Genomic DNA, 25134 nt, shown 5'->3' on the forward strand with positions numbered 1-25134 from the left:
GCCGCCCTGCTGAAAGGGCGGCTCTCAGGCCGCCCTTCCTAAGGATGTGCTTTGAAAGCGAATACTCAGAACCCGTAGACCACGGCCACGCCGACCGTGTTGTCGGTGCGGATGGTGCGATTTTCCTGATACTCGGTCGTATAGCTGACGCGAGTTGCCAGCTGTTCCGAAATCTGGAAATTCACGCCAAACTCGTTCGAGATGACGTCGTCTGAGTCCTTTGAACCCAAATAGTCTGTGTCGTTAGTGAGGAAGACGTTTTCATTGAAGCGATGATAAAGGCGCGACGAAGCGATATAGCCCGTTTCGGTATTGGAGGATGCGTCCGATGCGACCAAAACACCGTCGATCAGCGTGGCACCCGCATAGGCCTCACCAGTCTCAGTATAACGAACGCCGACACCCGCTTGGACCCTCCAAGTCGTATCTGGCGTATTGATCACACGGTAGCCCGGACCGAAGCCCAAAAAGGCGTCTCGACGAAAGTCCGAAAACTCGGCGCCATAATCTTCGTCAGATTGCGCGTCGCTATTTCGAACGCCGTCGACCAGGCCGTTTTGGCTGATACGGCCGAGTGCAAAAGCGTAGAACTGATCATTGAAATAGTACTGCGCATCATAGATCGCTTTGACGTCTTCCTGATCCTTATTCCCGAAATCATCCTCACCAAATTCTAAGGAAAGGCCGACACTTTGTGCAATCTGGCCCTGATTGAAGTTCACCCGACCGGCAATCGCCAGATCCTGGTTCTCTGTGTTCCCGGTGCGGCCAGTGTAACTCAACGACATTGTGCCAAATAGCCCCTGCCGACGATCCGCCGGACCAAAGCGGTCCGGGTCAATATCGCGCTCGAAGCGGTCAGTCACATCATCCTCGATGTCAGTGATGCGGTCGTCGATCCCTGAAATGCCGGTTGCATCCGCGCCGGTTGCAATTTCAGACTGGGCAAATGCCGGAACCGCGAGCGCGATTACAATTGCAGCGGTACTGGTCAGCAGAGTCATTTTTCTCATTTGGTCCTCAGGAGTGCTATGTTTCTTGACTGCGGAAGCGGAATTTTAGTCGGTCAAATTGTTCAGCAAACCGAGGACCTTTACGATCCTGAACTTGCTGGTGTCGACGAGGACCAGATGGTCATTGACCACCCGATATTCCTGCCCTTGCGGCGGCCTGTCGAAGCCACTTTCCGATGCCTGATTGAACGGTTGGCCCTGTTTGCCGCTCTCACCGGTACGTGGCGTGGAGGGTTCGTTTCGCTGCGAGACGTCCTGCCGCTGCCTGCCTTGGTGGCTAATTCGTTCAGAGGCAGGAGCCGAGGCAATATCGGCCGACTTCATGCACGACATACTCTGGGGCGGGCATGTCTCAAGGCGCTGAGGCTGAGCATGGCTGACCGACGCGGTTGAGATCGTAAGGGTTGCAGCTGTGACGAGGCGGCCTAGAAAGTGCATCGTGTCCTCCCTGTCCAAACAGAAGAGGTGAGAGGCATTTTCTTCATAGTACGTCTCCTTTCGGCGGTCCGAGTATCGACGCCCTGCTTATAGGCCCTGCGTGTCCGGCATTCGTCTGCACGGTATCAAATGGTTTCCAATGAGGCCTGTTTTGTATCCTAATATTGCTCGAACCCACAATGTTGATAGGGACTGCCTCTCGTTTCAGTGGCAACCATTTGAGCCTTACGAGGCGATGGCAGCTGATGAAGGCCGTGCCGGGCAAGGCAGCGTTTCTGATCGTCGGCGACATCGACCAGCTTCCGTCCGTCGGCACCGGGCAGGTCCTTGCAGACGTCATCGGCTCTCCTTGAACTCATCTGACCAACGGCGCCGCTCGCCGACTGGCGCACCGTCAAACCGCTCCGTCACAGCCTCGGCCATGTCTCAAGCCGCAGCGCAATCGGATTGATCGAAGTGTCTCTTCGCAAACCGCCGTCGAAGGGTTCTCAGGACGGTCAGCTCTCTGTTTCGTACCTGGGGTGGATGGATCTTGTCGGCACAGTTACCTGGTGATCTTCATGTAATCTCAGACAATGCCGGCGCGCAGAAGGACAGCCATGGCGCTTTGGAAATGCGCATCCATCTGAGCCTGGGCGGCGGCAGCGTCGCGGTCCAGGATCGCGCGGGCGATCCGCTGATGGCAATGGATGTTGTCGAGACGATTTTCGTCAGTTGATCGAGAGCGCCAGCCAATCGCCCAGGTCTGCCGCGTGATCACCCGGAAACTCTCGATCAGCAGAGAATAAAGCGGATTGCCCGAGGCCCTTGCGATCACTTCGTGAAACTGGATGTCCAGTTCCTGGATCTGACTGTGGTCGCGCTCCAGCGCGGCAAACATGCTGTCAACGATCGTCGACAGCTCGCCGGCCTCTCTGTCAGACCGGCGCAGCGCTGCCAGTTCGACTGTGCGCATCTCCAGTGTGCGGCGGACATCCAAGATTTGCTGGATACTGACCCCGCCCGTATAAGACGCATGATCCAGAACCAGTCCCAAGGCGCTGGCATCGGGGCTTGCCACCCGCGCCTTCCGGCCATTGCCGATGGCCAGGATCTGCAACGTTGCCAAACCCCGCATCGCCTCACGCAGGACGGGGCGCGAAACGCCCAACTGTGCAGCCATCTTCGTTTCCGAGGGCAGAGTCTGACCGGGCATCAATCTTTCGGCACGGATGAGCGCGCGGATGCCGTCCATGGTCCGGTTGACCAGGGACGGATCCAGAGCGAACGCGACTTCGCCAGATTGTAAGACAGGTTTTAAACTTTTAGACATACAATTTCCATATTTTGGGTTGACTCAATGTAGCAAAATCGTTTGTCTGAGCGCTATCAAATACGGCATGGGGAGAGTGTCGTCAGGGTATTCAGCCTTAAAACTCGTTACTCGGCGCCGTGTTCGCCGGCCAAAGCAACGTGTCCGAGTGCTACCTCGCAGGGGTTCGGGCAACAAACTGGATTGCACATGAAGATCACCGCCATCAGGACTTTCCGCGCCGAAGAATTCTCTAACCTTCTGTGGGTGCATGTCCACACCGATGCCGGCATCACCGGACTGGGAGAGACGTTCTATGGCGCTGCCGCGGTCGAGGCGCATATCCACGACACTCTGGCCTCGCGTCTTGTGGGCAAGGACCCGTTGCAGATCGAGGCGCTGCATCGCGAGATGCTCAACCTGCCGATGGCACAGGCCTCGACAGGGGTGGAACACCGGGCCTGTTCGGCCATCGACATTGCGCTGTGGGACATCTTCGGCAAGCTGTGCGGCCAGCCGGTTCATCAGATGCTGGGTGGCCTGTGCCACGACCGGCTACGCATCTACAACACCTGCGCCGGCACCCGCTATGTACGTACCAACCGCATCCGGCCGGTGGACACGTGGAACCTGGATGGTCAGGACGGCCCGCATGAGGATCTCGACGCTTTCATGTCGCGGGCCGGCGATCTGGCACAGGATCTTTTGTCGAACGGCATCGGCGCAATGAAGATTTGGCCCTTCGACCCGGCGGCCTTGGCGAACAAGGGGATGCATATCACCCGCGACGAACTGAAGGCTGCGATCCGCCCGTTCGAGCTGATCCGAGAAGCCGTGGGCGACAAGATGCAGATCATGGTCGAGCTGCATTCGCTGTGGAACCTGCCCATGGCCAAAAAGATTGCCCGCTGGCTGGAGCCATTCGAGCCCACCTGGTACGAGGACCCGATCCGCATGACCAACGCGCAGGTGCTGGCGGAATTTGCCGCGTCGACCGATGTGTGGACCTGCGCGTCCGAGACATTAGGCACACGCTTTGCCTACAAAGAGTTTCTGGACCGCGACGCCTGCCATGTGGTGATGGCCGATCTGTGCTGGACGGGCGGGCTGACTGAGGGGCGCAAGATCGCCGCGATGGCTGATCTGTATCACCGCCCCTTCGCGCCGCACGACTGCATCGGCCCGGTGGGCTTTGCAGCGGCCGTGCACATGTCTTTCAGCCAGCCAAACACCCTGATCCAGGAATCCGTGCGCGCCTTCTATGACGGCTGGTATCGGGAACTGGTGACAGACGTGCCCCAGATCGCGGACGGGCATGTCCAACCGATGGAGGGGCCGGGACTGGGTACCGAATTGCTCCCCAACTTCTTCGAACGATCTGACCTCAGCACAAGATTGACGGAGGCTGAATGATGTCGCTTTCCCTTTTCGATCTCACCGGACGCACGGCACTGATTACCGGATCCTCACGGGGACTTGGCCGCGCCTTTGCCGAAGGGCTGGCGGGCGCGGGCGCGCGGGTGATCCTGAACGGGCAGGACAAGGACCGGCTGGACGACGCCGCGACTGAGATGCGCGCCGCAGGCCATGACGTGCAGACGCTTGCCTTCGACGTCGCAGACGAGACGGCCATCGTCGCGGCCTTCGACCGTCTGGACGCTGAGGGGATCGAGGTCGACATCCTGATGAACAACGCCGGCATCCAGTTCCGCCGGCCCATGCTGGAGCTGGACAGTGCCGACTGGCGCCGGGTGATCGAGATCAACTTGACCTCGGCCTTCATCATCGGACGCGAGGCAGCAAAGCGGATGGCCCCCCGTGGACGGGGCAAGATCATCAACATCGGTTCGCTGACCTCGGAACTCGCCCGCGCGACGGTCGCGCCCTACACGGTCGCCAAGGGCGGCATCAAGATGCTGACCAAGGCGATGGCAGCCGAATGGGGCGAAAAGGGCATTCAGGCCAACGCCATCGGGCCGGGCTACATGATCACCGACATGAACAAGGCGCTGCTGGAGAACGTCGATTTCGACGCTTGGGTCAAGGCGCGCACGCCCATGCGCCGGTGGGGCCTGCCCGAGGAGCTGGCAGGCACGGCAATCTATCTGGCCTCGGATGCGTCGAACTATGTCTCGGGACAGATCATCTATGCCGATGGCGGCATGATTTCGGTGCTGTGATGATCGCCATCACGATTTCCCCCCCGCACGATCTGCGCGTCGAGACGCTGGACATTCCCGCGGCGCCGGGCCCCGGCGAGGTTGCTGTGACCGTCAGCCATGGCGGCATCTGCGGATCCGATCTGCATTACTATCGCCATGGCGGCTTCGGCACGGTCCGGGTGCGCCAGACGATGGCCTTGGGCCATGAGGTCAGCGGCACCATCGCTGCCGTCGGGCCGGGAGTGGAGGGACTGGCGCCGGGCGATCCGGTTGCCGTAAACCCCTCGCGACCTTGCGGGCGCTGCGCCTGGTGCGATGCCGGGAAACCCAACCTGTGTGCGGATATGCGCTTCAGCGGCTCGGCCATGCGCGACCCGCACGAACAGGGGCTGTTCCGCAGCGTGCTGACCGTGCCTGCGGCGCAGGCCGTGCGGTTGCCGGCCGGCACCGATCTGGCGCAGGCCGCATTGACCGAGCCCCTGGCCGTCTGCCTGCACGCGATCGGTCAGGCGGGCGACATCACCGGGCAGACGGTCCTCATTTCTGGCGCAGGGCCGATCGGCTGCCTTGCGGTGGCGGTCGCGCGCCATGCTGGAGCGGGACGGATCTTAGTGACCGACATCGCCCCCGACCGGCTGGACCTGGCCCGGCGGATGGGTGCGGATGAGTGCCTTGATCTGACGGCAGGGACCCACGTGCTGACACCGTGGCAGGCAGATCGGGGCAAGGTCGATCTGGCGGTCGAATGCTCGGGCGCCGAGGCCGCCCTGCACGCGGCCTGCGCGGCATTGCGCCCGGCGGGTACGCTGGTCGCGCTTGGGCTGGGGGCCGAGCCTGCGCTGCCCATGTCGCTGGTCGTGACCAAGGAACTGCGTCTGTTGGGCAGCTTTCGCTTCGACGCCGAATTTGCGCAGGCCGCGCAATTGATTGCCGGGGGGCAAATCGACGTGACCCCGTTGGTCACCGCGGTCTTTCCGGCGGCCCGCGCCGCCGAGGCCTTCGCCGCCGCCGCGGGGGGCGGGGCGATGAAGGTGCAACTGGACTTTGCCAATACCGATTTCACATAAGGGAGGAGACCTTGATGAAAATCACCACACTTGGCCACAGCGTGGCCGCACTTGCTCTGATGACCGGCGCCGCCGCGGCGCAGGACTTCAGCTTTCGCTTTCAGTCATCGGACCCGGCGGGCAACCCCAACTTCATCTTCCAGCAGGAATGGACCGACACCGTCAGCGAGATGACCGAGGGCCGCGTGGCCATCGAACTGCTGCCCGTCGGCTCGATTGTCGATTACCGCGAGACGCAGGATGCGGTCGGCGCGGGCCTTCTGGACGGCCATATCACCGACACGTCCTATTTCGCTGGCCGCGACCCGGCCTTCGGGCTGATCGCCAACCCTGTCGGGGCCTGGGCCTCGCCTGAGCAGATGATCGACTTTGTCGAGAATGGCGGCGGATACGAACTGATGAACGAACTGAACAACCCCTTCGGGATGCAGTTCATCGGCGTCTCGACCCCGGGGCTTGAGGCCTTCGTGTCCCGCGTGCCGCTGGATTCGGTCGAAGATCTGCAGGGCGTCAAGGTCCGCTCTCCCGAGGGGCTGATCGCCAATGTCTTCCAGGCAGCGGGTGCCGCGCCTGTCAACCTGCCCGCCTCCGAGGTGTTCACCTCGCTGGACAAGGGCGTGATCGATGCCGCCGACTATTCGGTGTTCTCGGTCAACCAAGAACTGGGCATGAATGATATTGCGCGCCATCCGGTCTATCCGGGCTTTCATTCGCTGCCGCTGGTCGAGGTGTCGATGAACAAGGCGAAATGGGACGACTTGCCCGAGGATCTGCAGCAGGCGCTGACCGCCTCCGTCAAGGTGTTCCAAGAAAATCAGGTAGGCACCTTGATGGAGCGTGACCTTGAGGCGGTCGAGGCCGCCCGTGCGGGTGGCGAAATCACCGTCCATGACTGGTCTGACGAGGAACGAGCCAAGTTCCGAAACATTGCACGTGGCGAATGGGAAAAGATGGCCTCGCAATCGCCCATGGCGCAGAAGGTCTATGACACTTTGACCGCCCATCTGCGCGACCGCGGATTGATGGACTGAGGCATCCGGACCGGCGGGCGCGTCCCGCCGGTTCCCGTTTGCGGCGAAGGAGATCCCGATGAAGCCCTCTGTTCCCCCGACCGTGCTGCCCGACGGCGTGCCGGTCCCGCCCGAGATCCGCGAAGGGATCACCGGTGCCATGCCCGAGGCCGGGCTGCTGGGCCGCTGGATCTTTCGCGGCGGCTATCTGTTTGCCGCCGGTCTGGTGGTGGCCGCTGCGATTCTGCTGGTCGAGGTCTTCCTGCGCTATGTCCTGAACGCCCCCACCCGGTGGGCGCACGAGACGACGACGACGCTGTGTGCGCTGGCGTTTCTGTATGGCGGATTGTTCTGCGCGTCGCGCAACAGCCATATCCGCGTCGTCCTGGTCTATGACATGCTGAGCGGGCGCGCTCGGCGCGGGCTGGAGGCGGTGATCGCCGCCGTCTCGGCGCTCTCTTCGGCAATGTTCGCTTATGCGGCCTGGACCATGGCGGATCGCGCGCTGTTCACCCCGGGCGGAGAGTTCCGCCCCGAACGTTCGGGGTCAAGCTGGAACCCGCCCACGCCGGCGCTGATCAAGACCTTCCTGCTGATCGTCATGCTGGCCTTGACGGTGCAATTCCTGATCCTAGCCATCAATCATGCCCGCCGCTTTCGGCAAGGAGATCCGCTGTGAATGCCGTTCTGGATCTGGCTGCCATTGGGATCGGCCCCGCCACCCTGATGATGTTCGGCCTTTTGGTTGCGCTGCTTCTGACCGGACTTCCACTGGCCCTCGTAACGCTGCTGGTTGCCCTGTCCTTTGCCCTGTTGGGATATGGCGCGATGGCGGTGCCGCTGATCGCCTCCCGCATCTATACCTTCGTGGACAGTTTCGTCTTCGTGTCAGTGCCGATGTTCGTCTTGATGGCTGCGCTTCTGGACCGATCCGGCATCGCACGGGACCTGTTCGACGCGATGAAGCTGGTCGGACGTCGCATCCGGGGCGGAGTTGCGGTGCAGACGATTTTTGTCGCCGTGATCCTGGCCGCCATGTCAGGCATCATCGGCGGAGAGATCGTGCTTTTGGGCCTGATCGCCCTGCCACAGATGCTGCGACAGGGCTATGACCGCAAACTGGCAATAGGGGTGGTCTGCGCGGGTGGAGCGCTCGGATCGATGGTGCCGCCTTCCATTGTGCTAATCATCTACGGGCTGACGGCGAATGTCTCGATCGGCGATCTGTTCACAGCCGCCTTCCTGCCGGGTTTCATGCTGGCGGGTCTCTATATCGCCTACGTCCTGATCCGCTCCTATACCTCCGACCATATTGCTCCCATGCCCGACCTGACACCTATTCCGGCGACGGAAAAGCGCCGCTTGCTGAAAGGGCTGGCGCTTCCCCTGCTGGTCGTGTTCGTCGTCCTGGGCTCGATCTATGGCGGCATCGCCTCGGTCACCGAGGCCTCGGCAGTGGGGGTCGCCGGCGTGCTGGCCTCGACCGTCCTGCGCGGTGAGTTCAGCTTTGCCATGCTGCGAGATTCCGCGATGCAGACACTGGCCACCGTCGGCATGATCGTCTGGATCGGCATTGGCGCCACCGCGCTGGTGGGTGTCTACAACCTGATGGGGGGCATCCATTTCGTCTCGAGCCTGATTATCGGCATCTCGGATAACCCCACGGTGATCGTGCTGATCATGATGCTGATCCTGTTCGTGCTGGGCGCATTTCTGGATTGGGTCGGGATCGCACTGCTGACGATGCCGATCTTCGTGCCGATCATCAAGACACTTGGCTTGGACCCGGTTTGGTTCGGCGTCGTGTTCTGCATGAACATGCAGATCAGCTTCCTGACACCGCCGTTCGGCCCCGCCGCGTTCTATCTCAAATCCGTAACTCCACCCGAGATTTCACTGGGCGAGATTTTCACCGCGTTGCTGCCTTTCATCGGATTGCAGATTATTGCGCTTGGCCTGCTCATCGCGTTCCCTTGGATCGCTGTGTACTGACAATCACGGGCCACAAAACAAAAATAACGACGCATATGGAACGTCCTTTTGCTTCGACGAGCGGAACACCTTACGTCGATGTCCACCGGCTTCAGTCGTTTGGAACTGAGATGATCGAAATTAAAGTCTAGCTCTGATCACCTGATTCACATCAAGCCAAGCTTTCAGCCCGCTCAAGTACAGATTCAAGAATCCGGCGGGTGATGCCATGAGCATGTTTGTGCAGCTGCTCAAAGCCCTCACATGGCATGAGGCGCTCCATGATTGCCGCTGCAAAGTCGGGATCCATTTTCTGGACGACTTCAAGGGTTGTCTTCGCTGCATCATGGAATTGCGAAAGGTCGGTGATAATCTTTTCTTCACCCAGTACTTGAGCTGCCGCAGCGATATCAAACATGTCACGGGGCTGCAGTGCTGATCCCCGGAACACCAGCTTTTTGCCAAGGATCTCGCCTGGAACTTCCCGGGCTACCAACCGCCCCCGAACGTCAATATTCTCCGTAGGCGCATCGGTGACAGCCGCGCAGCTAATGAAGTCGATTTCGCCGACCCCATCAAAGATGATCTTCAGGGCCCGAGTACCGTCGCCCTCATAGCTGCTCGGCTCGAGGTCAAGGTCATATTCCTGAATGGTAGGATTGAGGTATGGAAGGTATTGCGGATCCGAGATGAAGATATCGATGTCATGGCTATCGCGATGACCGATCTGAAGCATGAGCGCGGTGCCGCCCCCAAAGCTCCAATCATGCATGTCGATTCCGCTGTCATTAGCCTGGTCGATGATGCGTAGTGCCTCGTCGAAAAGATCAGACCAACGGCTCGGTGTTGGCGGGGTGATCAAGCCGCCAGCGGAAGCAAATAGCCCGCTAACTCGGAATAGGCTTTCGCAACCTCTGACACGGACGCTCTTTCGACACCCATCTCTAATATAAACTGTGCCTGTAACGTCGGGCTGACCTCGGACAGGAAAGCAAAAGCTGCCGCGTCAAAAGAAGAAGCACTTCCCATGTCGGCGAGCTTTTCTGCTAGTTCCTCAGGCGTCACTGCCACGCTGTAGGGCGCGTTGACAGTGGCGAGGACTTTTGACGCAACAGGTGTCACCTGACTATTCCTTGTTGGAGACGCCCTTGTGTAAATGATGTCACACAAAAAATCAATCGGCATCCCATTTGCTGAGCAAACATCATGTTCGCTGAACGGGTTCCCAAAACATCATTTCACAAAAGGCTGCCGGGTGCCGCGCGCAGGCGCGCTCCGATAGTCTCTGGTGAAGAAGATGCCCTCCACGTATAATTTGTATGAGCTGAACGATCTGCAACACATGCAGCGCAGTCTGGTGGTACCCATCGCCCTTGGCAAAGCCCGGTCCTACCAGCGCGCCACGCAGTGCGGCGATTGCGAAAATCCTGCTCATTCAGCGCTTCCTGTATTGAAACGTGCTTGCATCGCTCCACGGCTTCCACAGGCTGTTTCCCATAGCCATGCAGCAGTTCCGCCGGAACTGCGGATTGGTTCTGTAGTCGATTGGATGCCATTGCCCGGCTCATCTTTCACGGCTCGGAAGCGCCGCAGGGGCGCGATAGCGGCCCGGTGCGCCGCGTCCGCATCATGACCCTGCATAAGAACGAGAGATAGATTTGGATTCAGTCCGCTTGGTAGACTCGCGTAAACTTACGGCTTTCCCCATCTTGGGCCAGAGCCTTCGCAAGTCCTGAATCCTCGATTTTGAACGTGGCGAACTCGGCCAGATCGAGCGTGGCGACGTGCTCGGCTTCCACAGCGGTGCGATCTGCGCGGGCAGCTTGGTCATCATCCGGCGCAGTTGGTCGCCCAGCCCATCGCCCGAGAAGCGCCAGAGCGCGCTTCGTCGCTGACAGACGATAGGCATTGCTGACCTGTCGGACCTGCGGCCCTCGTCCGTCATTGGGCACAGGCTCGAAGCGGCGCAATTAGTCCAGAAAGCCGCGATCGCGCAGCGCCTTCAACGCCTGCACAACAGCATCGCGCAACCGGCGGAGCTTTTCGGTGATGTAGTCCAACGACGGGTCTAGTCGACCGAATTTGAAGTTGACCAGATTGGCGAAGAGGGCCAGCTGTAGCGCGACAATCTGGGTGATCCCACCGAAAATCTTGACGAAAGTCACAGCGCCTCACATCAAAGCCATGCCTATGCGGCAAAGATCCTCAGCTGACCGGATACCCCGGAATGACTGACCCGATGTTGTTGGAGCAGCCGACCGGATGCGTCGGATTGCACAACCCTAGGATGGCCTCTCCGGTGTTATGGGTCACGCGGCAGGTCATCGCGACGCGGCCCACGATCCGCGTGGGATCGGGCGGGGTGGTGATCCCGACCGGTGCGATCCGCATCGTTGCCCCGTTGGTGCCGCCGCGATGGCTTGTTTCTTCGGGTGACGCGCCCGACAGCAGCGCCTCCAGCGCGGCCTATGACGATGGCCCCAGCAGGTTGCGCAGCCCGCGTTCGCGGATCGCCGCCTCCCATGCCATCAAATTGCTAGCCCAGGCAAGATCGTCGAAACTGACCGGATCGGCGATCAGCCGCCGCGCCAGCAGGAGGCATTGTTCGGTGTCGTCGGTCACCTGTCCCGCGATCGGCCCATACAAGACCGGATGCCCGTTGCAGGGCGCGACGAACCCGGTGATCTGGCCATAATGTTGGTGGATGGCGGTGCGGGGCAAACTCTGCACACATAGCCTTTAGCTATGCGACCCCGGAAGAATGGCTCTTTGTGACCAGAGCCACACGCGCCTAGTCTTGTTATGCAGATACGCATGACGACGGCTTCCATTGCTCGCGAGGTTGAATAGGCCTTTCGCAACGTCAGGCGCGAAAAGCATTTGATGCGACGCCCACGTAAGGAGAAAGCATGCCTCCCGCCCAAACCCCTGACGGCACTGAACGGCGCGATCTGGCCGTGGCCTATCGGCTGATCGCGCATTTCCAGCTGGATGACAGCATCTTTACCCATATCTCCGCCCGAGCACCCCGCTCGGAGGGGGACGAAGCCTTCCTGATCAATCCCTATGGCTTGCGCTTTGACGAGGTCACCGCCGACAATCTGGTGAGTGTCGACTTGGAAGGCCAGATCCTGCGCGACAGCTATGGTGCGGGCATCAATGCCGCGGGATTTACCATCCACAGCGCCATCCACGCCGCCCGCCCTGATGCAGCTTGCGTCGTGCATACACATACCGTGGCGGGCGTCGCTATCTCCTCGATGGAGGAGGGGGTCTTGCCGCTGAACCAGTGGTCGCTGCAATTTTATGACCGGCTAGCCTATCACGACTATGAAGGGATTGCGCTGAATCTGGACGAACGGGAACGGCTGGTCGCCGATCTGGGCAATGCCAAAGCGATGATCCTGCGCAATCATGGCCTGCTGGTAGTAGGTGCGAGTGTGGGCGAGGCGTTCACGCTGATGTACAATCTGGAACGCACTTGCCGTGCGCAGCTGGCCATCCTGTCGGCCTCGGGTGGGACGCCCCGCCCGGTGCCGCATGACCTGGCCGAGTTCACGGCCGGGCAATACGAAAAGATGACCGCGTTTCGCGGCGATCCCACCCGCAAAGACCCCGAATGGGAGGCGTATGTCCGCCTGGCGCTGAAAAAATACCCGGATCTGGCAGCATAAGCCGGACCGGGCCCGTCCCAACAAGGAGTGACATGATGAACAAGGTGATAACCCCGCTTGTGCTTGCCGCCGTTCTGACGGCGGCGCCTGCGCTGGCCCAGCAATCCGGTGGCACGCTCAATCTGGTCATCCAGCCGGAACCGCCCAGCCTGATGATGGGACTGGTGCAGAACGGCCCCACGCAGATGGTCGCGGGCGACATCTATGAAAGCCTGCTGCGCTATGACACCGACCTGCAGCCGATGCCGTCGCTGGCGCGCGAATGGGAGGTGTCCGAGGATGGCCTGACCTATACGTTCCATCTGCAGGACGGCGTGACGTGGCACGATGGCGAGGCCTTCACCGCCCATGACGTGGTCTTTTCCGCCGACGTGTTCCTGCGCGAAACTCATCCCCGCCTGCGCGCTACGCTCGAATATGTGGACAGCATCGAGGCCGTCGATGACGCTACCGTCGTCTTTACGCTGACCGAACCCTTCGGCCCGTTTCTTGGCACGTTTGAAGCTGGAACCATGCCGATCATCCCCCGCCACATTTATGAGGGGACCGATTTCGCCAATAACGAGATGAATAACACGCCCATCGGCACCGGTCCGTTCAAGTTTCAGGAGTGGCGTCGAGGCAGCTTCATCCATCTGGTGAAGAACGAGGATTACTATTTGGATGGCCGACCCTATCTGGACGAGGTCTATTACCACGTCATCCCTGATGGCGCGTCGCGCGCCGTGGCCTATGAGACCGGAACGGTGGATGTGCTGCATGGCGGCTCGGTCGAGAATTTCGATGTGCCGCGTCTGTCCGAACTACCCGATACCTGCGTGACCGAAGCTGGTTGGGAATATTTCGGCCCGCACAGCTGGATGTGGATGAACAACCACGAAGGCCCGATGGCCGATCCGAATACACGTCGTGCGGTAATGCATGCATTGGACCGCGAATTTGCGCTGGACGCGCTGTGGAACGGGTTGGGCAAGCTGGCGACGGGTCCGGTGTCATCCTCGACTCGCTTCTACGAACCCGACACGCCGTCCATTGCCTTCGATCCGGAGCTGGCGCGCGAGTATCTGGAACAATCCAGCTATGACGGAGAAACCCTGCAGTTGCTTCCCTTGCCCTATGGCGAGACATGGCAACGTTGGGCCGAGGCCACGCGCCAAAACCTGATCGAGGTCGGCTTTGATGTCGAATTGGTGGCCACCGATGTGGCGGGATGGAACCAGCGTGTCGCGGATTGGGATTTCGATCTGGCCTTCACTTATCTTTATCAGTACGGCGACCCGGCCTTGGGCGTGTCGCGGACCTATGTGGAAAGCAACATCGCCAAGGGCTCGCCCTGGAACAACGTCGCGGGCTATCGCAACCCCGAGGTCGATGCCAAATGGGATCAGGCCGCGCTCAGCGCGTCGGATGACGAACGCCAGACGCTGTACACCGAGATCCAAAACACTATCGTCGAGGACATGCCCGTGGCATGGCTGCTGGAGCTGGGCTTTCCCACCATCCACCGCTGCAACGTCAAGGATTTGGTGACCACCGGCATCGGCATCAATGATGGACTGCGCGACGCCTGGATCGAACAGTGACATCGCCGGGCGGGGCTATGCCCCGCTCGGGCCGTCTTGTCTTCGAACAACGAGGGAGATGTCCGTGATCCGTTTCATTCTGGCCCGTCTGGTCAAGGGTGCCGTCATCCTGCTGGCTATTCTGGTGCTGAACTTCCTGTTAATCCACGCCGCCCCCGGTGATCCGGCCGCCGTCATGGCGGGCGAGGCCGGGGCCACGGACGAACAGTTCATCGCCGATCTGCGCGCGCGCTTTGGACTGGATCAGCCGCTGTCCACGCAGCTGTGGCTGTATATCAAAGGCGCGATTCAGCTGGATCTGGGATACTCGTACCGGCAGGGCATGCCCGTCGCCGATCTGATCTGGGACCGTCTCCCCGCCACTCTACTGCTGACCATGTCGGCCTTTGTTCTCTCAATCATGCTGGGGGTGGCTGCAGGCGTGCTGGCGGCCTCGCGTCAGGGGGGCTGGGGTGACACGATAATCTCGACCGTGGCGATGATCTTTTACGCCACGCCGCTGTTCTGGATCGCCCTGATGGCGTCGCTGCTGTTCTCGGTCGTGCTGGGATGGCTGCCAGGTTTTGGCTATGAGACCATCGGGGCGAACTACACCGGCATGGCGCGGGTGCTGGATATCGGGCGGCATCTGATCCTGCCTGCCACCACCTTGGGGCTGTTCTTCACCGCCGTCTATATGCGTATGACCCGCGCCTCGATGCTGGAGGTGTCGCGGCTGGACTTCGTCAAGACCGCCCGCGCCAAGGGCCTGCGCCCCGGCATCATCCAGCGCCGTCACATCCTGCGCAATGCGCTGTTGCCGGTGATCACATTGGCGGGGTTGCAGGCAGGCCAGATCGTCGGCGGTGCTGTGCTGACCGAAACCGTCTTCGCATGGCCCGGCATCGGCCGCCTGATGTTCGAGGCGATCAGCCAGCGGGATTACAACGTGCTGCTGGGAGTATTCTTCGTCTCGGCGGCAATGGTGCTGCTGTTCAACCTGATCACGGACATCCTGTATGTTATCGTCGATCCACGCATAAGGATCGGGTCATGAAAAAAGGTTTTAGACGGTTCGCCCGCAATCGCGGTGCCCTGATCGGGCTGGTGATCCTAAGCTTTGTGATCGCGGTTGCGGCTTTGGGTCCTCTGATCTATTCCGAAAGCCCATGGCGCATGGTGCAGCGGCCCTTCCTGCCGCCCTTTACCGCGCCGGGCCTGCCTCTGGGCACCGATGCGCTTGGCCGCGATGTGCTGGCGGGACTGATCCATGGCGCGCGTGTGTCGCTGATGGTGGGCCTTGTGTCCACCGCGGTGGCGCTGCTGATCGGGTTGCCGGTGGGCGCGCTGGCCGGGTATTTCGGGGGCTGGGTCGATGACGCGTTGATGCGCTTTACCGAATTCTTCCAGACGATCCCCAGCTTCGCACTAGCCATCGTACTGCTGGCGATTTTTCAGCCCAGTCTGTTCTATATCATCCTGTCAATCGCCATCGTGAGCTGGCCCCCCGTCGCCCGTCTGGTGCGCGGTGAGGTTCTGTCGCTGCGCTCGCGCGAATATGTCGAGGCGGCGGTATTGTCGGGGCAGGGCACATGGCAGATCATCACCCGGCAAGTGCTGCCGAACGCAGTGTCGCCGATTATCGTTCTGGCATCCTTAATGGTGGCGACCGCGATTTTGTTGGAAAGCTCGCTGTCTTTCCTGGGGCTGGGCGATCCCAACGTGATGTCATGGGGGTATATGATCGGTGCCGCGCGGACGGTGTTGCGCACGGCATGGTGGCTAACCTTCATTCCAGGCATCGCGATCTTACTGTCGGTCCTGGCGCTGAACTTGATCGGCGAGGGGCTGAACGATGCCCTGAACCCCCGGCTGGCGAGGAAGGGCGAATGAACGTTCTGGAAATCCGCGATCTGGACATCGCGCTGCCCAAAGGCGCCGACCGCCCCTACGCGGTGCAGGATGTCAGCTTCGATCTGGCGGCGGGCGAGATCCTGTGCATCGTCGGCGAATCCGGCTCGGGCAAATCCATGTCGGCCAATGCACTGATGGGGCTGCTGCCCGAAGGGGTGCACCCGGTCAAGGGCCGCATCACCTATCAGGAACGCGACCTGCTGCAGACCAGCGAAGAGGACATGCGCGCCCTGCGCGGCCGCCACATCGGCATGATCTTTCAGGAACCGTTGTCGGCGCTGAATCCGCTGATGCGCATCGGCGCCCAGATATCCGAGGTGTTCGAGGCGCATGGGCTTTTGACCCCCGCCGCCCGTCAGTCCCGCGCGCTGGAACTGCTGGCCGAGGTCGGCCTGCCCGACCCCGCCAAGGCCATCCGCGCCTATCCCTTCCAGCTGTCGGGCGGGCAGCGCCAGCGCGTTATGATCGCCATGGCTTTGGCATTGGAGCCCAAGATCCTAATCGCGGATGAACCCACCACGGCGCTGGACGTCACCACGCAGGCCCAGATCCTGCAGCTGATCGAGGATCTGCGCCGTAAGCGGAACATGGCGGTGATCTTCATCACCCATGATTTCGGCGTCGTAGCAGATATTGCCGACCGGGTGATCGTCATGCAGCAGGGCCTGATCGTGGAACAGGGCGCGATGGATGACGTCCTGCTGCGCGCCCGCCACCCCTATACGCAAAAACTGATCCGGGCCATTCCCGGCATCGGCGGCGAGCCCAAGCAGGACATGCAGGGCACCCCGGCCATCCTGCGGGTGAAGGCGCTGAACAAGACTTACACGACCGGCGGCGGGCTGTTTTCCGCGCCCCGCGTTGTGCATGCGTTGAACGACGTGACCTTCGATCTGCATACGGGCGAAACCATCGGGATCGTGGGTGAATCGGGGTCCGGAAAATCCACCGCCGGGCGCTGCCTTGTGCGGCTGGTTACGCCCGACAGCGGCTCGGTCGAGATGGGGGGCGTGGACATGGCCTCCCTGAAGGGTGCGGATCTGCGGAACAACCGACGGCGCATCCAGATGATCTTTCAGGATCCCTATTCCTCACTGAACCCGCGCGCCACCATCGGGCGAATATTGACCGAGGGGCCGGTCGCTTACGGCACTCCCAAGGCTGACGCGCTGGTGCGGGCGCGCGAGTTGCTTGCGTTGGTCGGGCTGGACCCCTCGGCGGTCACCCGCTACCCGCACGAGTTCTCCGGCGGGCAGCGCCAGCGCATCGGCATCGCCCGGGCATTGGCGCTTGAACCCGACATCATCATCGCGGACGAGGCCGTCTCGGCGCTGGACGTGTCGATTCAGGCGCAAGTTCTAGATCTGCTAGCCGGTCTGAAACGCAAGCTGAACTTGTCGATGCTGTTCATCACCCATGATCTGCGGGTGGCGGCGCAGGTCTGCGACCGCATCATCGTCATGCAGCAGGGCAGGGTGGTTGAGATGGGCCCCGCCGACAGGGTTTTAACGGATCCCGCCCATGCCTATACCCGGGCCCTGCTGCAGGCCATTCCCGGGCGTAATTACGAACGCGCCTTGAAAGAATCCATCGGAGCCAGCTCATGACAGACCTGCATGACCGCATCCTAGCTGCCGTCGAGGCGGGGTTTCAGGCGCAGATCGCCCTTACCCAGGACCTCATCGCTTTGCCTTCTCGACGTAATGCCGAACACGAAGCGCAACGCTTCATGGCCGCGACACTGACGGCGCGCGGCTATCAGATTGACGAGGTCGCGACCGACCCCGACGCCATCCGCGACCATCCAGGCTTTTCACCGATCTCGGAACATGCCTCGACCGCGCCCAACATCGTCGCCACGCATGAACCGAGACAGGTGGCGGGCCGGTCGCTGATCCTGAACGGCCATGTCGATGTGGTCCCCGAGGGGCCGCACGAGATGTGGTCCCGCCATCCCTATGACCCGTGGCGGCAGGGCGACTGGCTGTATGGCCGGGGCAGCGGCGACATGAAGGCCGGGCTGATCGCCTGCGTGGCGGCGCTGGACGCGCTGCGCAGCCTTGGCCTGCAACCCGCCGCCCGCGTACATATCCAAAGCGTGGTCGAAGAGGAATGCACCGGCAACGGCGCGTTGGCCTGTCTGGTGGCGGGCTATACCGCCGAGGCCGCGATCATCCCCGAACCCGAAGATGAATGTCTGGTCCGCGCCAATTGCGGCGTGCTGTGGTTCGAAGTGGCGATTGCGGGCCAGCCCGTCCATGTGCGCGAGGCTGGCACCGGCGCCAATGCCATCGACGCGGCCTCCCGCGTGATCGCCAGCCTGCGTAAGATCGAGGCGCGCTGGAACGCCGAGGCGCCCCAGCACGAACATTTCCGTGACATGGCGCATCCGATCAACTTTAACGTCGGCCAGATAGAGGGCGGGGACTGGGCCTCGACCGTGGCCGCATGGTGCAAGATGCAATGCCGCATCGCCATCTATCCCGGCGACGACCCTGCTGTTCGCGCCGCCGAGATCGAGGGCCATCTGCGGCAGGATCTGGCCGACGATCCCTATCTATCTTCGAACCCGCCACAGGTGAATTGGAACGGTTTTTTCGCCCGCGGCTATGTGCTGGAAGAGGGATCGGATGCCGAGGACACGCTGCGCCGCGCCCATCTGACCGCCGCCAGCGCGCCGCTGCAGTCACTGACCACGCCTGGCTATCTGGATGGACGGGTCTTCGTGATCTATGGCGACATGCCTTGTCTGGTCTATGGCCCGGTGTCCGAGGCCATCCACGGGTTCAACGAACGCGTCAGCCTGTCCTCGGTCCAGCGCGTGACGGGGGCGATTGCGCTGTTCATTGCCGAATGGTGCGGGCTGGAGGCTGTCGATGACGACCAGCCTTGAGCCGATCGCGGGTGTCTATCTGTGCGACATGCTGGATCTGGAAACGCTGTTTGCCCCATCGCTGGCTCGCCTGCCGCAGTTGCGCATGTATCGTCCGGACGCGGTGCCCGATGCGGCCGAAATCCGGCTGGCCATCGCCTATCGCCCGGCGCAGGCGGCCTTTCTGCCGTTTTCCCGCCTGCAGCTAGTGCAATCCATCGCGGCGGGGGTGGATGGGATTCTAGGCAACCCCTCGCTGCCGCCCGACATTCCCGTGGCGCGGGTCCGGGACCCCGAACAGGCCGCGATCATGGCAGGCTTCGCTGTCTGGCACGTGATCTGGCATCACCGCCGGATGGGCCATTACCTGAAGGCTGCGCAGGCGTATCGATGGGACCGGATCAGCTTTGCTGGGCTCAAGGCGCCTTCGGCGACCGTGGTGGGGGTTTTGGGCTATGGTACCATGGGGCGCGCCGTGGCCGAGGCCGTGGCGCAGCTGGGCTTTGATGTGCGCGCCGCGACCCTGACCCCACGCCAAGATCAGGGAGCCATCCCGCTGATCACCGGGCCCCATGCTCCGCGCCGTCTCGCGGCACAGTGTGATATTGTGATAAACCTACTGCCACTGACGCCCGACACCCGAAGCATGATCGACGCCGGCTTTCTGGCCGCGATGCCGCAGGGCGCCGTCCTGATCCATCTAGGCCGCGGAGAGCAACTGGTCGAGCCCGCATTGCTGGACATGCTGGACCGTGGTCACCTTTCCGGCGCCTCGCTGGATGTCTTCGCGACCGAGCCGCTGCCCGCAGACCACCCGTTCTGGAACCATCCCAATGTCGTCGTCACCCCACACGAGGCCAGCGTGTTACCCGCTTCGGCCGTCGTGGACGCGCTGGAACGATCTTTGGCCGATCTGCGCGCGGGCGTGACCCCGCGCACGGCGGTCGACCGCATCAAGGGATACTGATCCGATGAAAGCCATCTTCGACCCCCGCCAGCTGAACCACGCCCCAATGGAGTATTTCCGGCGCGGCGCAACCATGCCCCATCCCGAACAGCCCCTGCGCGCCATCCTGATCCGCGACATGCTGCTGGCTCATGATTTTCCGGTTGAGGCGCCTCGCGATCACGGTCTGGGCCCGATCTGCGCGGTCCATGAACCGGACTATGTGGCGTTCTTTCAGGATGCCCATACCCGCTTCCGAGCCGATATGGGCGACGGTCCGATTGCCGTGCCCACCACCCATCCCGGCGCCCGGCGCGGACGCTGCCCGGGCGATATTCACGGCGCGATGGGCTGGTGGATGACCGACACCTCGACGCCGCTGACTGAAGGTACGTGGGACGCGATCTATTGGTCCGCCCAGACTGCCATCGAGGCCGCCGCCCGCGTCATCGACGGCACGCCTATGGTCTATGCCCTGTCCCGCCCGCCGGGGCATCACGCGATGGTCGCAGGCGCGAATGGATTCTGCTTTTTCAACAATGCCTGCATCGCCGCGCAGCATCTGACGCAGCGATGGCCCCGCGTCGCGCTGCTGGACATCGACGTGCACACCGGCAACGGATCGCTGGATATCCTTTACGACCGGGGCGATATCTTTTTCGCCTCGCTGCATCCCGACCCGGCGGTCTATCCGACCTTCTATCTGGGTCACGAGGATGAAACCGGGGCAGGGCAGGGGGCGGGCACCTGTCGCAATTTCGTGCTGCCGATGGGGGCCTCGCAGGATCAAGTGCTGGCGCGTCTAGATCAGGCCTTGGCCGCGATCGGCGATTTCGACGCGCAGGCGCTGGTCGTGTCCCTGGGTTTCGACATGGCGGCGGATGACCCGCTGGCCGCCGTCAATGTCTATCCCGACGGCTTCGCCGAGATGGCACGCCGCATCACCGCGCTGCGCCTGCCTACCGTGCTTGTGCAGGAGGGCGGCTATTTGGGGCCGTCGCTGGCCGAAAACGCCCGTTCTTTCCTCACCTCCTGTCGGACCCACTTGGAATGATGGGCTCAGGGGCAGCCACGCTTGACTTGGACCGGGGAAGTGATGAGCGTTCCGCCATGGGTCGCCTTTCACATCTGCACAAGCTGCTGGCCGAGGATCACCCCCTTCCCCGGGGCCGGCTGTCGAACTGGGGCATGCTGCGGACCTTCCACTATATCGCCAGCGAGGGCAGCATCACCGGCGCCGCGCGGCGTCTGGCGATCAGCCAGCCGTCGGTCAGCGCGGCGCTGCAGCGGCTGGAGGATGTGCTGGACCATCAGTTGGTCGAACGCGGCGCGCGGCGCATCACGCTGACCCGCCACGGTCAGATCCTGTTTGCCGAAACGCAGCGCATCTTCCGTGCCGTGCAGCGGGCCGAGGAACGCCTACGCTTCGATGGCGGCAGCTTGACCGGGCAGCTGCGCATTCAGGTGGTCACCGGCAGCGCCAGCGGGCTGTTCAACGACGCACTGCGTCTGATGCATCAGCGTCAGCCGGGGGTGAATTTCCGCATCGATGTGGCCTCGTCGCACAAGATCGTGCGCAACGTGGCCGAACAGGTGGTGCCCTTCGGCGTCTGCCTAATGGTGCAGCCCGCGCCGGGGCTGGACTGCCGCCTGATCCTGCGCGCGGAATACGGCATCTTTTGCGGGCGCGAACACCGGCTGTTTGGGGCGACCGACGTCACCCTGTCCGATCTGCGCGAGGAAGGCTATATCGGCTTTGCCTGCTCCGAGGAAGGCGATGCACCCGAACCACTGATCACCCTGCGCAACAGCCATGGTCTGGGCCACAACATCCGCGGCAACAGCGCCGATTTTGCCGAGGTGTGCCGCATGGTCGTGGCGGGTCTGGGCATCACCATCCTGCCGCTGGCCACGGTGCGCCAGACCCTGCGCGACCATCAGTTGTGGCAATTCCCGATCAAGGATTGCCGGCTACGGGCCGATCTTTATTTCGTGTCGAACCCGCAGGCGCAGCACGCCCCGGCCGAGCAGGCCTTCCTTGAGGTCATGGAGAGCGTGATCGCCGCCGCCCCCGATGCCATCATCACCATCTGAACCAGAGACAGCCCTCATGACCGCAGACCTTCTGGCCCGCCGCGCGCGGCTGATGGGGCCGAACGTGCCCACCTTTTACGCCGACCCCGTGCATATCGTGCGTGGAGAGGGCGTTTGGCTGTGGGGAGCGGACGGCACCCGCTATCTGGATTGCTACAACAACGTGCCGCATGTGGGGCATTGTCATCCGCATGTGGTCCAGGCCATCGCGGCGCAGGCCGCCGTCCTGAACACCCATACCCGCTATCTGCACGATCTGGTACTGGACTATATTGAACAGCTATCTGCGACCCTTGGGCATGGTCTGGATCAGACGATCATGGTCTGCACTGGGTCCGAGGCCAATGACATCGCCCTGCGCATGGCGCAGGCAGTGACGGGCCGGACCGGGATCATCGCCACCGACAACACCTATCACGGCAACACCTCGGCGGTCAGCGTACTGTCCACCCGGCGCCCGCCCATCGGCGGCTATCCCGATCATGTCCGGCTCGTGCCCGCCCCCGATACGCTGCGCCCGGTGGGCGGCAGTCTGGAGGGGCAGGCACAAGCCTTCGGCGATCACGTCGCCCGCGCGATCCGCGACTTGCAGGACAGCGGCCACGGGTTTTCCGCAATGATGATCTGTCCGGTCTTTGCCAACGAGGGCATCCCCGCCATCGCCCCCGGCTTTCTGGACCCGGCGCTGCAGGTGGTGCGCGCGGCGGGGGGGCTGCTGCTGGTCGATGAGGTCCAGCCCGGTTTCGGGCGCAGCGGTGCCCAGTTCTGGGGCCATGAGTGGCTGGGAGTGGCCCCCGATGTGGTGACGGTGGGCAAGCCCATGGCCAATGGCCACCCGGTCGCGGCGGTGGTCGCACGTCCCGACATCATGGCCGAGTTCCGCAATGCCTTCGGCTATTTCAACACCTTCGGCGGCAATCCCGTCTCGGCGGCGGCCTGCCTTGCAACGCTGCATGTCATCCGCACCGAAGGTCTGCAGCAGCGTGCGGCGATGGTCAGCGCGCATCTGTCCGCCCGCCTGCGCGCCCTGCGACACCCTCTGCTGGCCGAGGTCCGCGCGGCGGGTCTGTTCTTCGCCGCCGAATTCGTGCTGGACGCCGAGATGACCCCTGCCAGCGCTTTTACCGAACGGCTAGTAGAACGGCTGGTGGCGCGCGGCTTTCTGCTCAACCGCATCGGGCGGCACGGAAACGCGCTAAAGATCCGACCCCCGATGCCCTTTTCCATCGAGAATGCCGATATGCTGATGGATGCCCTGACCGAGGAACTGGCCCTTGTGCCGGTCGATGCGCCATGAACGATGCCGAGGCCCTGATGCAGGCCCAGCAGGCGGCCGCGGCATGGGGCGCGACTGATATGCCGCGGCTCATCCGCAACCGCGAAAACGCGGTGTTTTCCATTACCACCCCGCAGGGGCGCGGCGCCCTGCGCCTACATCGCCCCGGATATCAGTCCGACGCGGCGATCCGTTCCGAGCTGTGGTGGTGCGAGGCCCTGGCCCGCGTCGGTGCCTCCGTACCAAAGGCTCTGCGCACGCGCGACGGCACCCTGCTACACCACCTGCCGGACGGGCGTCGCGCGTCGCTGATCGGGTGGGTCGAGGGCGATCTCATGGGCGAGGGCGGCGTGCCCCTGTCCGGCGACCGCGCGGCGCACGCCGACCTGCATCGCCGCTTGGGCGCCCTGCTGGCACAGGTACATCGCGCGACGGATGCGCTGAGCCTGCCAGGTGATTTCAGCCGCCCACGGTGGGACATTCCTGGCCTTCTGGGAGAGGCGCCGCTGTGGGGCCGGTTCTGGGATCACCCGCAGCTGAGCGCCGATGAAAGCCGGCGCATGTCCAACATCCGCGCCGCCTGCCGCGACCGGCTGCAGGACTATGCCGCGACCGGGCCGGATACCGGCCTCATCCACGCCGATGTCCTACGCGAGAATGTCTTGCTGGGCGATCACATGACGCTGATCGATTTCGACGACAGCGGCTTTGGCTTTCGCCTTTATGATCTGGGCACCGTCCTGTCGCAGACTCTGTCCGAGCCACACTCCGATGCAATCCGCAACGGGCTGGTTAGCGGCTATGGAACGCTTGGCCCGGCGGATCTGGACATGCTGGCGGTCTTTACCCTGCTGCGGACGCTGGCCTCGGTCGGCTGGACGATGGGGCGGGTGCCGCCCGGCGATCCGCGCCACCGTGCCTATATCGACCGCGCCTTTCTGGCGGCGGAGCGGGCCCTGTGATGGCGCCTTGCGCGCAGTCGTGGGCGCTTACCAATGGCCGCTACGGCCTATGCGATTTGCATTGTGGCCGGAATGGTCGGCCATATCCTGACCAAATTATTCGGTTCCGATTTCGGCCCTTACAGGAGGTTGCCCATGCTGAAATATTGCCTGCTGACCGGGGCTAGCCGGGGCATTGGACATGCCACCGTCAAGGTCCTGCAAGCCGAAGGTTGGCGCGTCCTGACAGTGTCCCGCCAGTCTTTCTCGGACGAATGCCGCTGGCCCATGGCGCGCGAAAGCCACATTCAGGCCGATCTGGCGGATCTGGCGGCCATCCCCGCCCTCGCCGCCGAGGTCCGGTCGCGACTGGCGGGCGGGCAGCTAGCCGCGCTGGTAAACAATGCGGGCATCTCGCCCAAGGGCAAGGGCGGCGGCCGCTTGGGCGTGTCCCAGACCGGGGTGGATATCTGGTCGCAGGTGCTGAACGTCAATCTGGTCTCGATCGCGCTGCTGGTCCGCGAATTGCTGCCCGAACTAACCCTTGCCAAGGGCTCGATCGTCAACGTGACCTCGATCGCTGGATCGCGGGTGCATCCTTTCGCAGGCACAGCCTATGCGGCGTCCAAGGCTGGGCTGGCCGCCCTGACGCGCGAGCTGGCGCATGAGTTCGGCCCGCGCGGCGTCCGCGCCAATGCCATCTCTCCGGGCGAGATCTCGACTTCGATCGTGTCGCCCGGCACCGACGGTCTGGTCCAGCGCGAGGTGCCGCTGCAGCGTCTCGGCACCGCCGAAGAAGTCGCCCGCACAATCCATTTCCTTTGCACCGACGCCGCCGCATATATCAACGGGGCCGAGATCCACATTAACGGTGGCCAGCATGCCTGACCGCACCTTCGCTCC

24 protein-coding genes and 1 pseudogene are annotated in these 25134 nt (G+C 62.5%); 18 read left to right on the top strand and 7 right to left on the bottom strand.

Annotated features, from left to right (window positions below; all coding sequences use genetic code 11):
- Positions 1-65: 65 nt before the first annotated feature.
- The 3 genes from E4191_RS16855 to E4191_RS16865 all read right to left on the bottom strand — a co-directional run bounded on the left by E4191_RS16855 (position 66) and on the right by E4191_RS16865 (position 2685).
- On the bottom strand, positions 66-1004 hold the full coding sequence (locus E4191_RS16855; RefSeq protein WP_228461815.1) for a DUF481 domain-containing protein: 939 nt from the start codon (positions 1002-1004) through the stop codon (positions 66-68).
- A gap of 54 nt (positions 1005-1058) precedes the next feature.
- Positions 1059-1337, bottom strand: a complete 279-nt coding sequence (locus tag E4191_RS16860) for a hypothetical protein (protein ID WP_139615650.1) — start codon at positions 1335-1337, stop codon at positions 1059-1061.
- Positions 1338-2019: 682 nt separating this feature from the next.
- Positions 2020-2685, bottom strand: a complete 666-nt coding sequence (locus E4191_RS16865) for a FadR/GntR family transcriptional regulator (RefSeq protein ID WP_176562781.1) — start codon at positions 2683-2685, stop codon at positions 2020-2022.
- A 267-nt stretch (positions 2686-2952) separates the two neighbouring features.
- Between E4191_RS16865 and E4191_RS16870 the strand changes: the two genes are divergently transcribed.
- From E4191_RS16870 to E4191_RS16895, 6 genes are read left to right on the top strand one after another with little or no spacing between them, the layout of a single operon-like run.
- Positions 2953-4155: a mandelate racemase/muconate lactonizing enzyme family protein gene (locus tag E4191_RS16870; RefSeq protein ID WP_139615652.1), complete on the top strand. Its 1203-nt coding sequence runs from the start codon at positions 2953-2955 to the stop codon at positions 4153-4155.
- Positions 4155-4922 (top strand): SDR family oxidoreductase, encoded by a 768-nt coding sequence (locus E4191_RS16875; protein ID WP_139615755.1) that lies wholly within the window; start codon positions 4155-4157, stop codon positions 4920-4922. The genes E4191_RS16870 and E4191_RS16875 overlap by 1 nt, the downstream gene beginning before the upstream one ends.
- Entirely contained in the window at positions 4922-5971 is a 1050-nt protein-coding gene (locus E4191_RS16880) for an L-idonate 5-dehydrogenase (protein ID WP_139615653.1), read from the top strand. The genes E4191_RS16875 and E4191_RS16880 overlap by 1 nt, the downstream gene beginning before the upstream one ends.
- A gap of 14 nt (positions 5972-5985) precedes the next feature.
- Positions 5986-7002 carry a TRAP transporter substrate-binding protein gene (locus tag E4191_RS16885; protein ID WP_139615654.1) on the top strand — a complete coding sequence of 339 codons (1017 nt, stop codon included), beginning with the start codon at positions 5986-5988 and terminating at the stop codon, positions 7000-7002.
- Between the two features lie 58 nt (positions 7003-7060).
- On the top strand, positions 7061-7660 hold the full coding sequence (locus tag E4191_RS16890; protein ID WP_139615655.1) for a TRAP transporter small permease subunit: 600 nt from the start codon (positions 7061-7063) through the stop codon (positions 7658-7660).
- A complete protein-coding gene (locus E4191_RS16895; RefSeq protein ID WP_228461817.1) occupies positions 7657-8973 on the top strand; it encodes a TRAP transporter large permease in 1317 nt (438 codons plus the stop codon). The genes E4191_RS16890 and E4191_RS16895 overlap by 4 nt, the downstream gene beginning before the upstream one ends.
- 151 nt (positions 8974-9124) lie before the next feature.
- Here E4191_RS16895 and E4191_RS16900 read toward each other — a convergent pair whose 3' ends face one another.
- The 4 genes and pseudogenes from E4191_RS16900 to E4191_RS24745 all read right to left on the bottom strand — a co-directional run bounded on the left by E4191_RS16900 (position 9125) and on the right by E4191_RS24745 (position 11682).
- Positions 9125-9814 (bottom strand): nucleotidyl transferase AbiEii/AbiGii toxin family protein, encoded by a 690-nt coding sequence (locus E4191_RS16900; protein ID WP_228461819.1) that lies wholly within the window; start codon positions 9812-9814, stop codon positions 9125-9127.
- Complete coding sequence (locus E4191_RS16905) at positions 9811-10074, bottom strand: hypothetical protein (RefSeq protein WP_139615656.1); 264 nt, start codon at positions 10072-10074, stop codon at positions 9811-9813. The genes E4191_RS16900 and E4191_RS16905 overlap by 4 nt, the downstream gene beginning before the upstream one ends.
- Positions 10075-10922: 848 nt before the next feature.
- The gene (locus tag E4191_RS16910) at positions 10923-11117 is read right to left on the bottom strand and encodes a hypothetical protein (protein WP_139615657.1); all 195 of its coding nucleotides are present in this window, start codon (positions 11115-11117) and stop codon (positions 10923-10925) included.
- 40 nt (positions 11118-11157) lie between these two features.
- A pseudogene (locus E4191_RS24745) lies at positions 11158-11682 on the bottom strand (ADP-ribosylglycohydrolase family protein).
- A 179-nt stretch (positions 11683-11861) separates the two neighbouring features.
- Here E4191_RS24745 and E4191_RS16925 point away from each other — a divergent pair.
- The 12 genes from E4191_RS16925 (at position 11862) to E4191_RS16980 (ending at position 25119) form a co-directional block, all read left to right on the top strand.
- Positions 11862-12626, top strand: coding sequence for a class II aldolase/adducin family protein (locus tag E4191_RS16925; protein ID WP_139615660.1), 765 nt, complete (start codon positions 11862-11864; stop codon positions 12624-12626).
- 32 nt (positions 12627-12658) lie between these two features.
- Positions 12659-14209: an ABC transporter substrate-binding protein gene (locus tag E4191_RS16930; protein WP_228461821.1), complete on the top strand. Its 1551-nt coding sequence runs from the start codon at positions 12659-12661 to the stop codon at positions 14207-14209.
- A 58-nt stretch (positions 14210-14267) separates the two neighbouring features.
- Positions 14268-15245 carry an ABC transporter permease gene (locus tag E4191_RS16935; protein WP_176562782.1) on the top strand — a complete coding sequence of 326 codons (978 nt, stop codon included), beginning with the start codon at positions 14268-14270 and terminating at the stop codon, positions 15243-15245.
- Positions 15242-16081: an ABC transporter permease gene (locus E4191_RS16940; RefSeq protein ID WP_139615662.1), complete on the top strand. Its 840-nt coding sequence runs from the start codon at positions 15242-15244 to the stop codon at positions 16079-16081. Before E4191_RS16935 ends, E4191_RS16940 begins: the two co-directional genes overlap by 4 nt.
- Positions 16078-17709, top strand: a complete 1632-nt coding sequence (locus tag E4191_RS16945; RefSeq protein ID WP_139615663.1) for an ABC transporter ATP-binding protein — start codon at positions 16078-16080, stop codon at positions 17707-17709. The genes E4191_RS16940 and E4191_RS16945 overlap by 4 nt, the downstream gene beginning before the upstream one ends.
- Positions 17706-18995 carry an ArgE/DapE family deacylase gene (locus E4191_RS16950; protein ID WP_139615664.1) on the top strand — a complete coding sequence of 430 codons (1290 nt, stop codon included), beginning with the start codon at positions 17706-17708 and terminating at the stop codon, positions 18993-18995. Before E4191_RS16945 ends, E4191_RS16950 begins: the two co-directional genes overlap by 4 nt.
- On the top strand, positions 18979-19941 hold the full coding sequence (locus tag E4191_RS16955) for an NAD(P)-dependent oxidoreductase (protein WP_139615665.1): 963 nt from the start codon (positions 18979-18981) through the stop codon (positions 19939-19941). The genes E4191_RS16950 and E4191_RS16955 overlap by 17 nt, the downstream gene beginning before the upstream one ends.
- A gap of 4 nt (positions 19942-19945) precedes the next feature.
- Positions 19946-20974, top strand: a complete 1029-nt coding sequence (locus tag E4191_RS16960) for a histone deacetylase family protein (protein WP_139615666.1) — start codon at positions 19946-19948, stop codon at positions 20972-20974.
- A gap of 56 nt (positions 20975-21030) precedes the next feature.
- Positions 21031-22014 carry a LysR family transcriptional regulator gene (locus tag E4191_RS16965; protein WP_176562783.1) on the top strand — a complete coding sequence of 328 codons (984 nt, stop codon included), beginning with the start codon at positions 21031-21033 and terminating at the stop codon, positions 22012-22014.
- 16 nt (positions 22015-22030) lie between these two features.
- Entirely contained in the window at positions 22031-23311 is a 1281-nt protein-coding gene (locus E4191_RS16970) for an aspartate aminotransferase family protein (RefSeq protein ID WP_139615668.1), read from the top strand.
- Positions 23308-24252, top strand: a complete 945-nt coding sequence (locus E4191_RS16975; protein ID WP_139615669.1) for a phosphotransferase enzyme family protein — start codon at positions 23308-23310, stop codon at positions 24250-24252. The genes E4191_RS16970 and E4191_RS16975 overlap by 4 nt, the downstream gene beginning before the upstream one ends.
- A 135-nt stretch (positions 24253-24387) precedes the next feature.
- Entirely contained in the window at positions 24388-25119 is a 732-nt protein-coding gene (locus E4191_RS16980) for an SDR family NAD(P)-dependent oxidoreductase (RefSeq protein ID WP_139615670.1), read from the top strand.
- Positions 25120-25134 lie beyond the last annotated feature (15 nt).

This window comes from Paracoccus liaowanqingii (assembly GCF_004683865.2).
Lineage (GTDB): Bacteria > Pseudomonadota > Alphaproteobacteria > Rhodobacterales > Rhodobacteraceae > Paracoccus > Paracoccus liaowanqingii.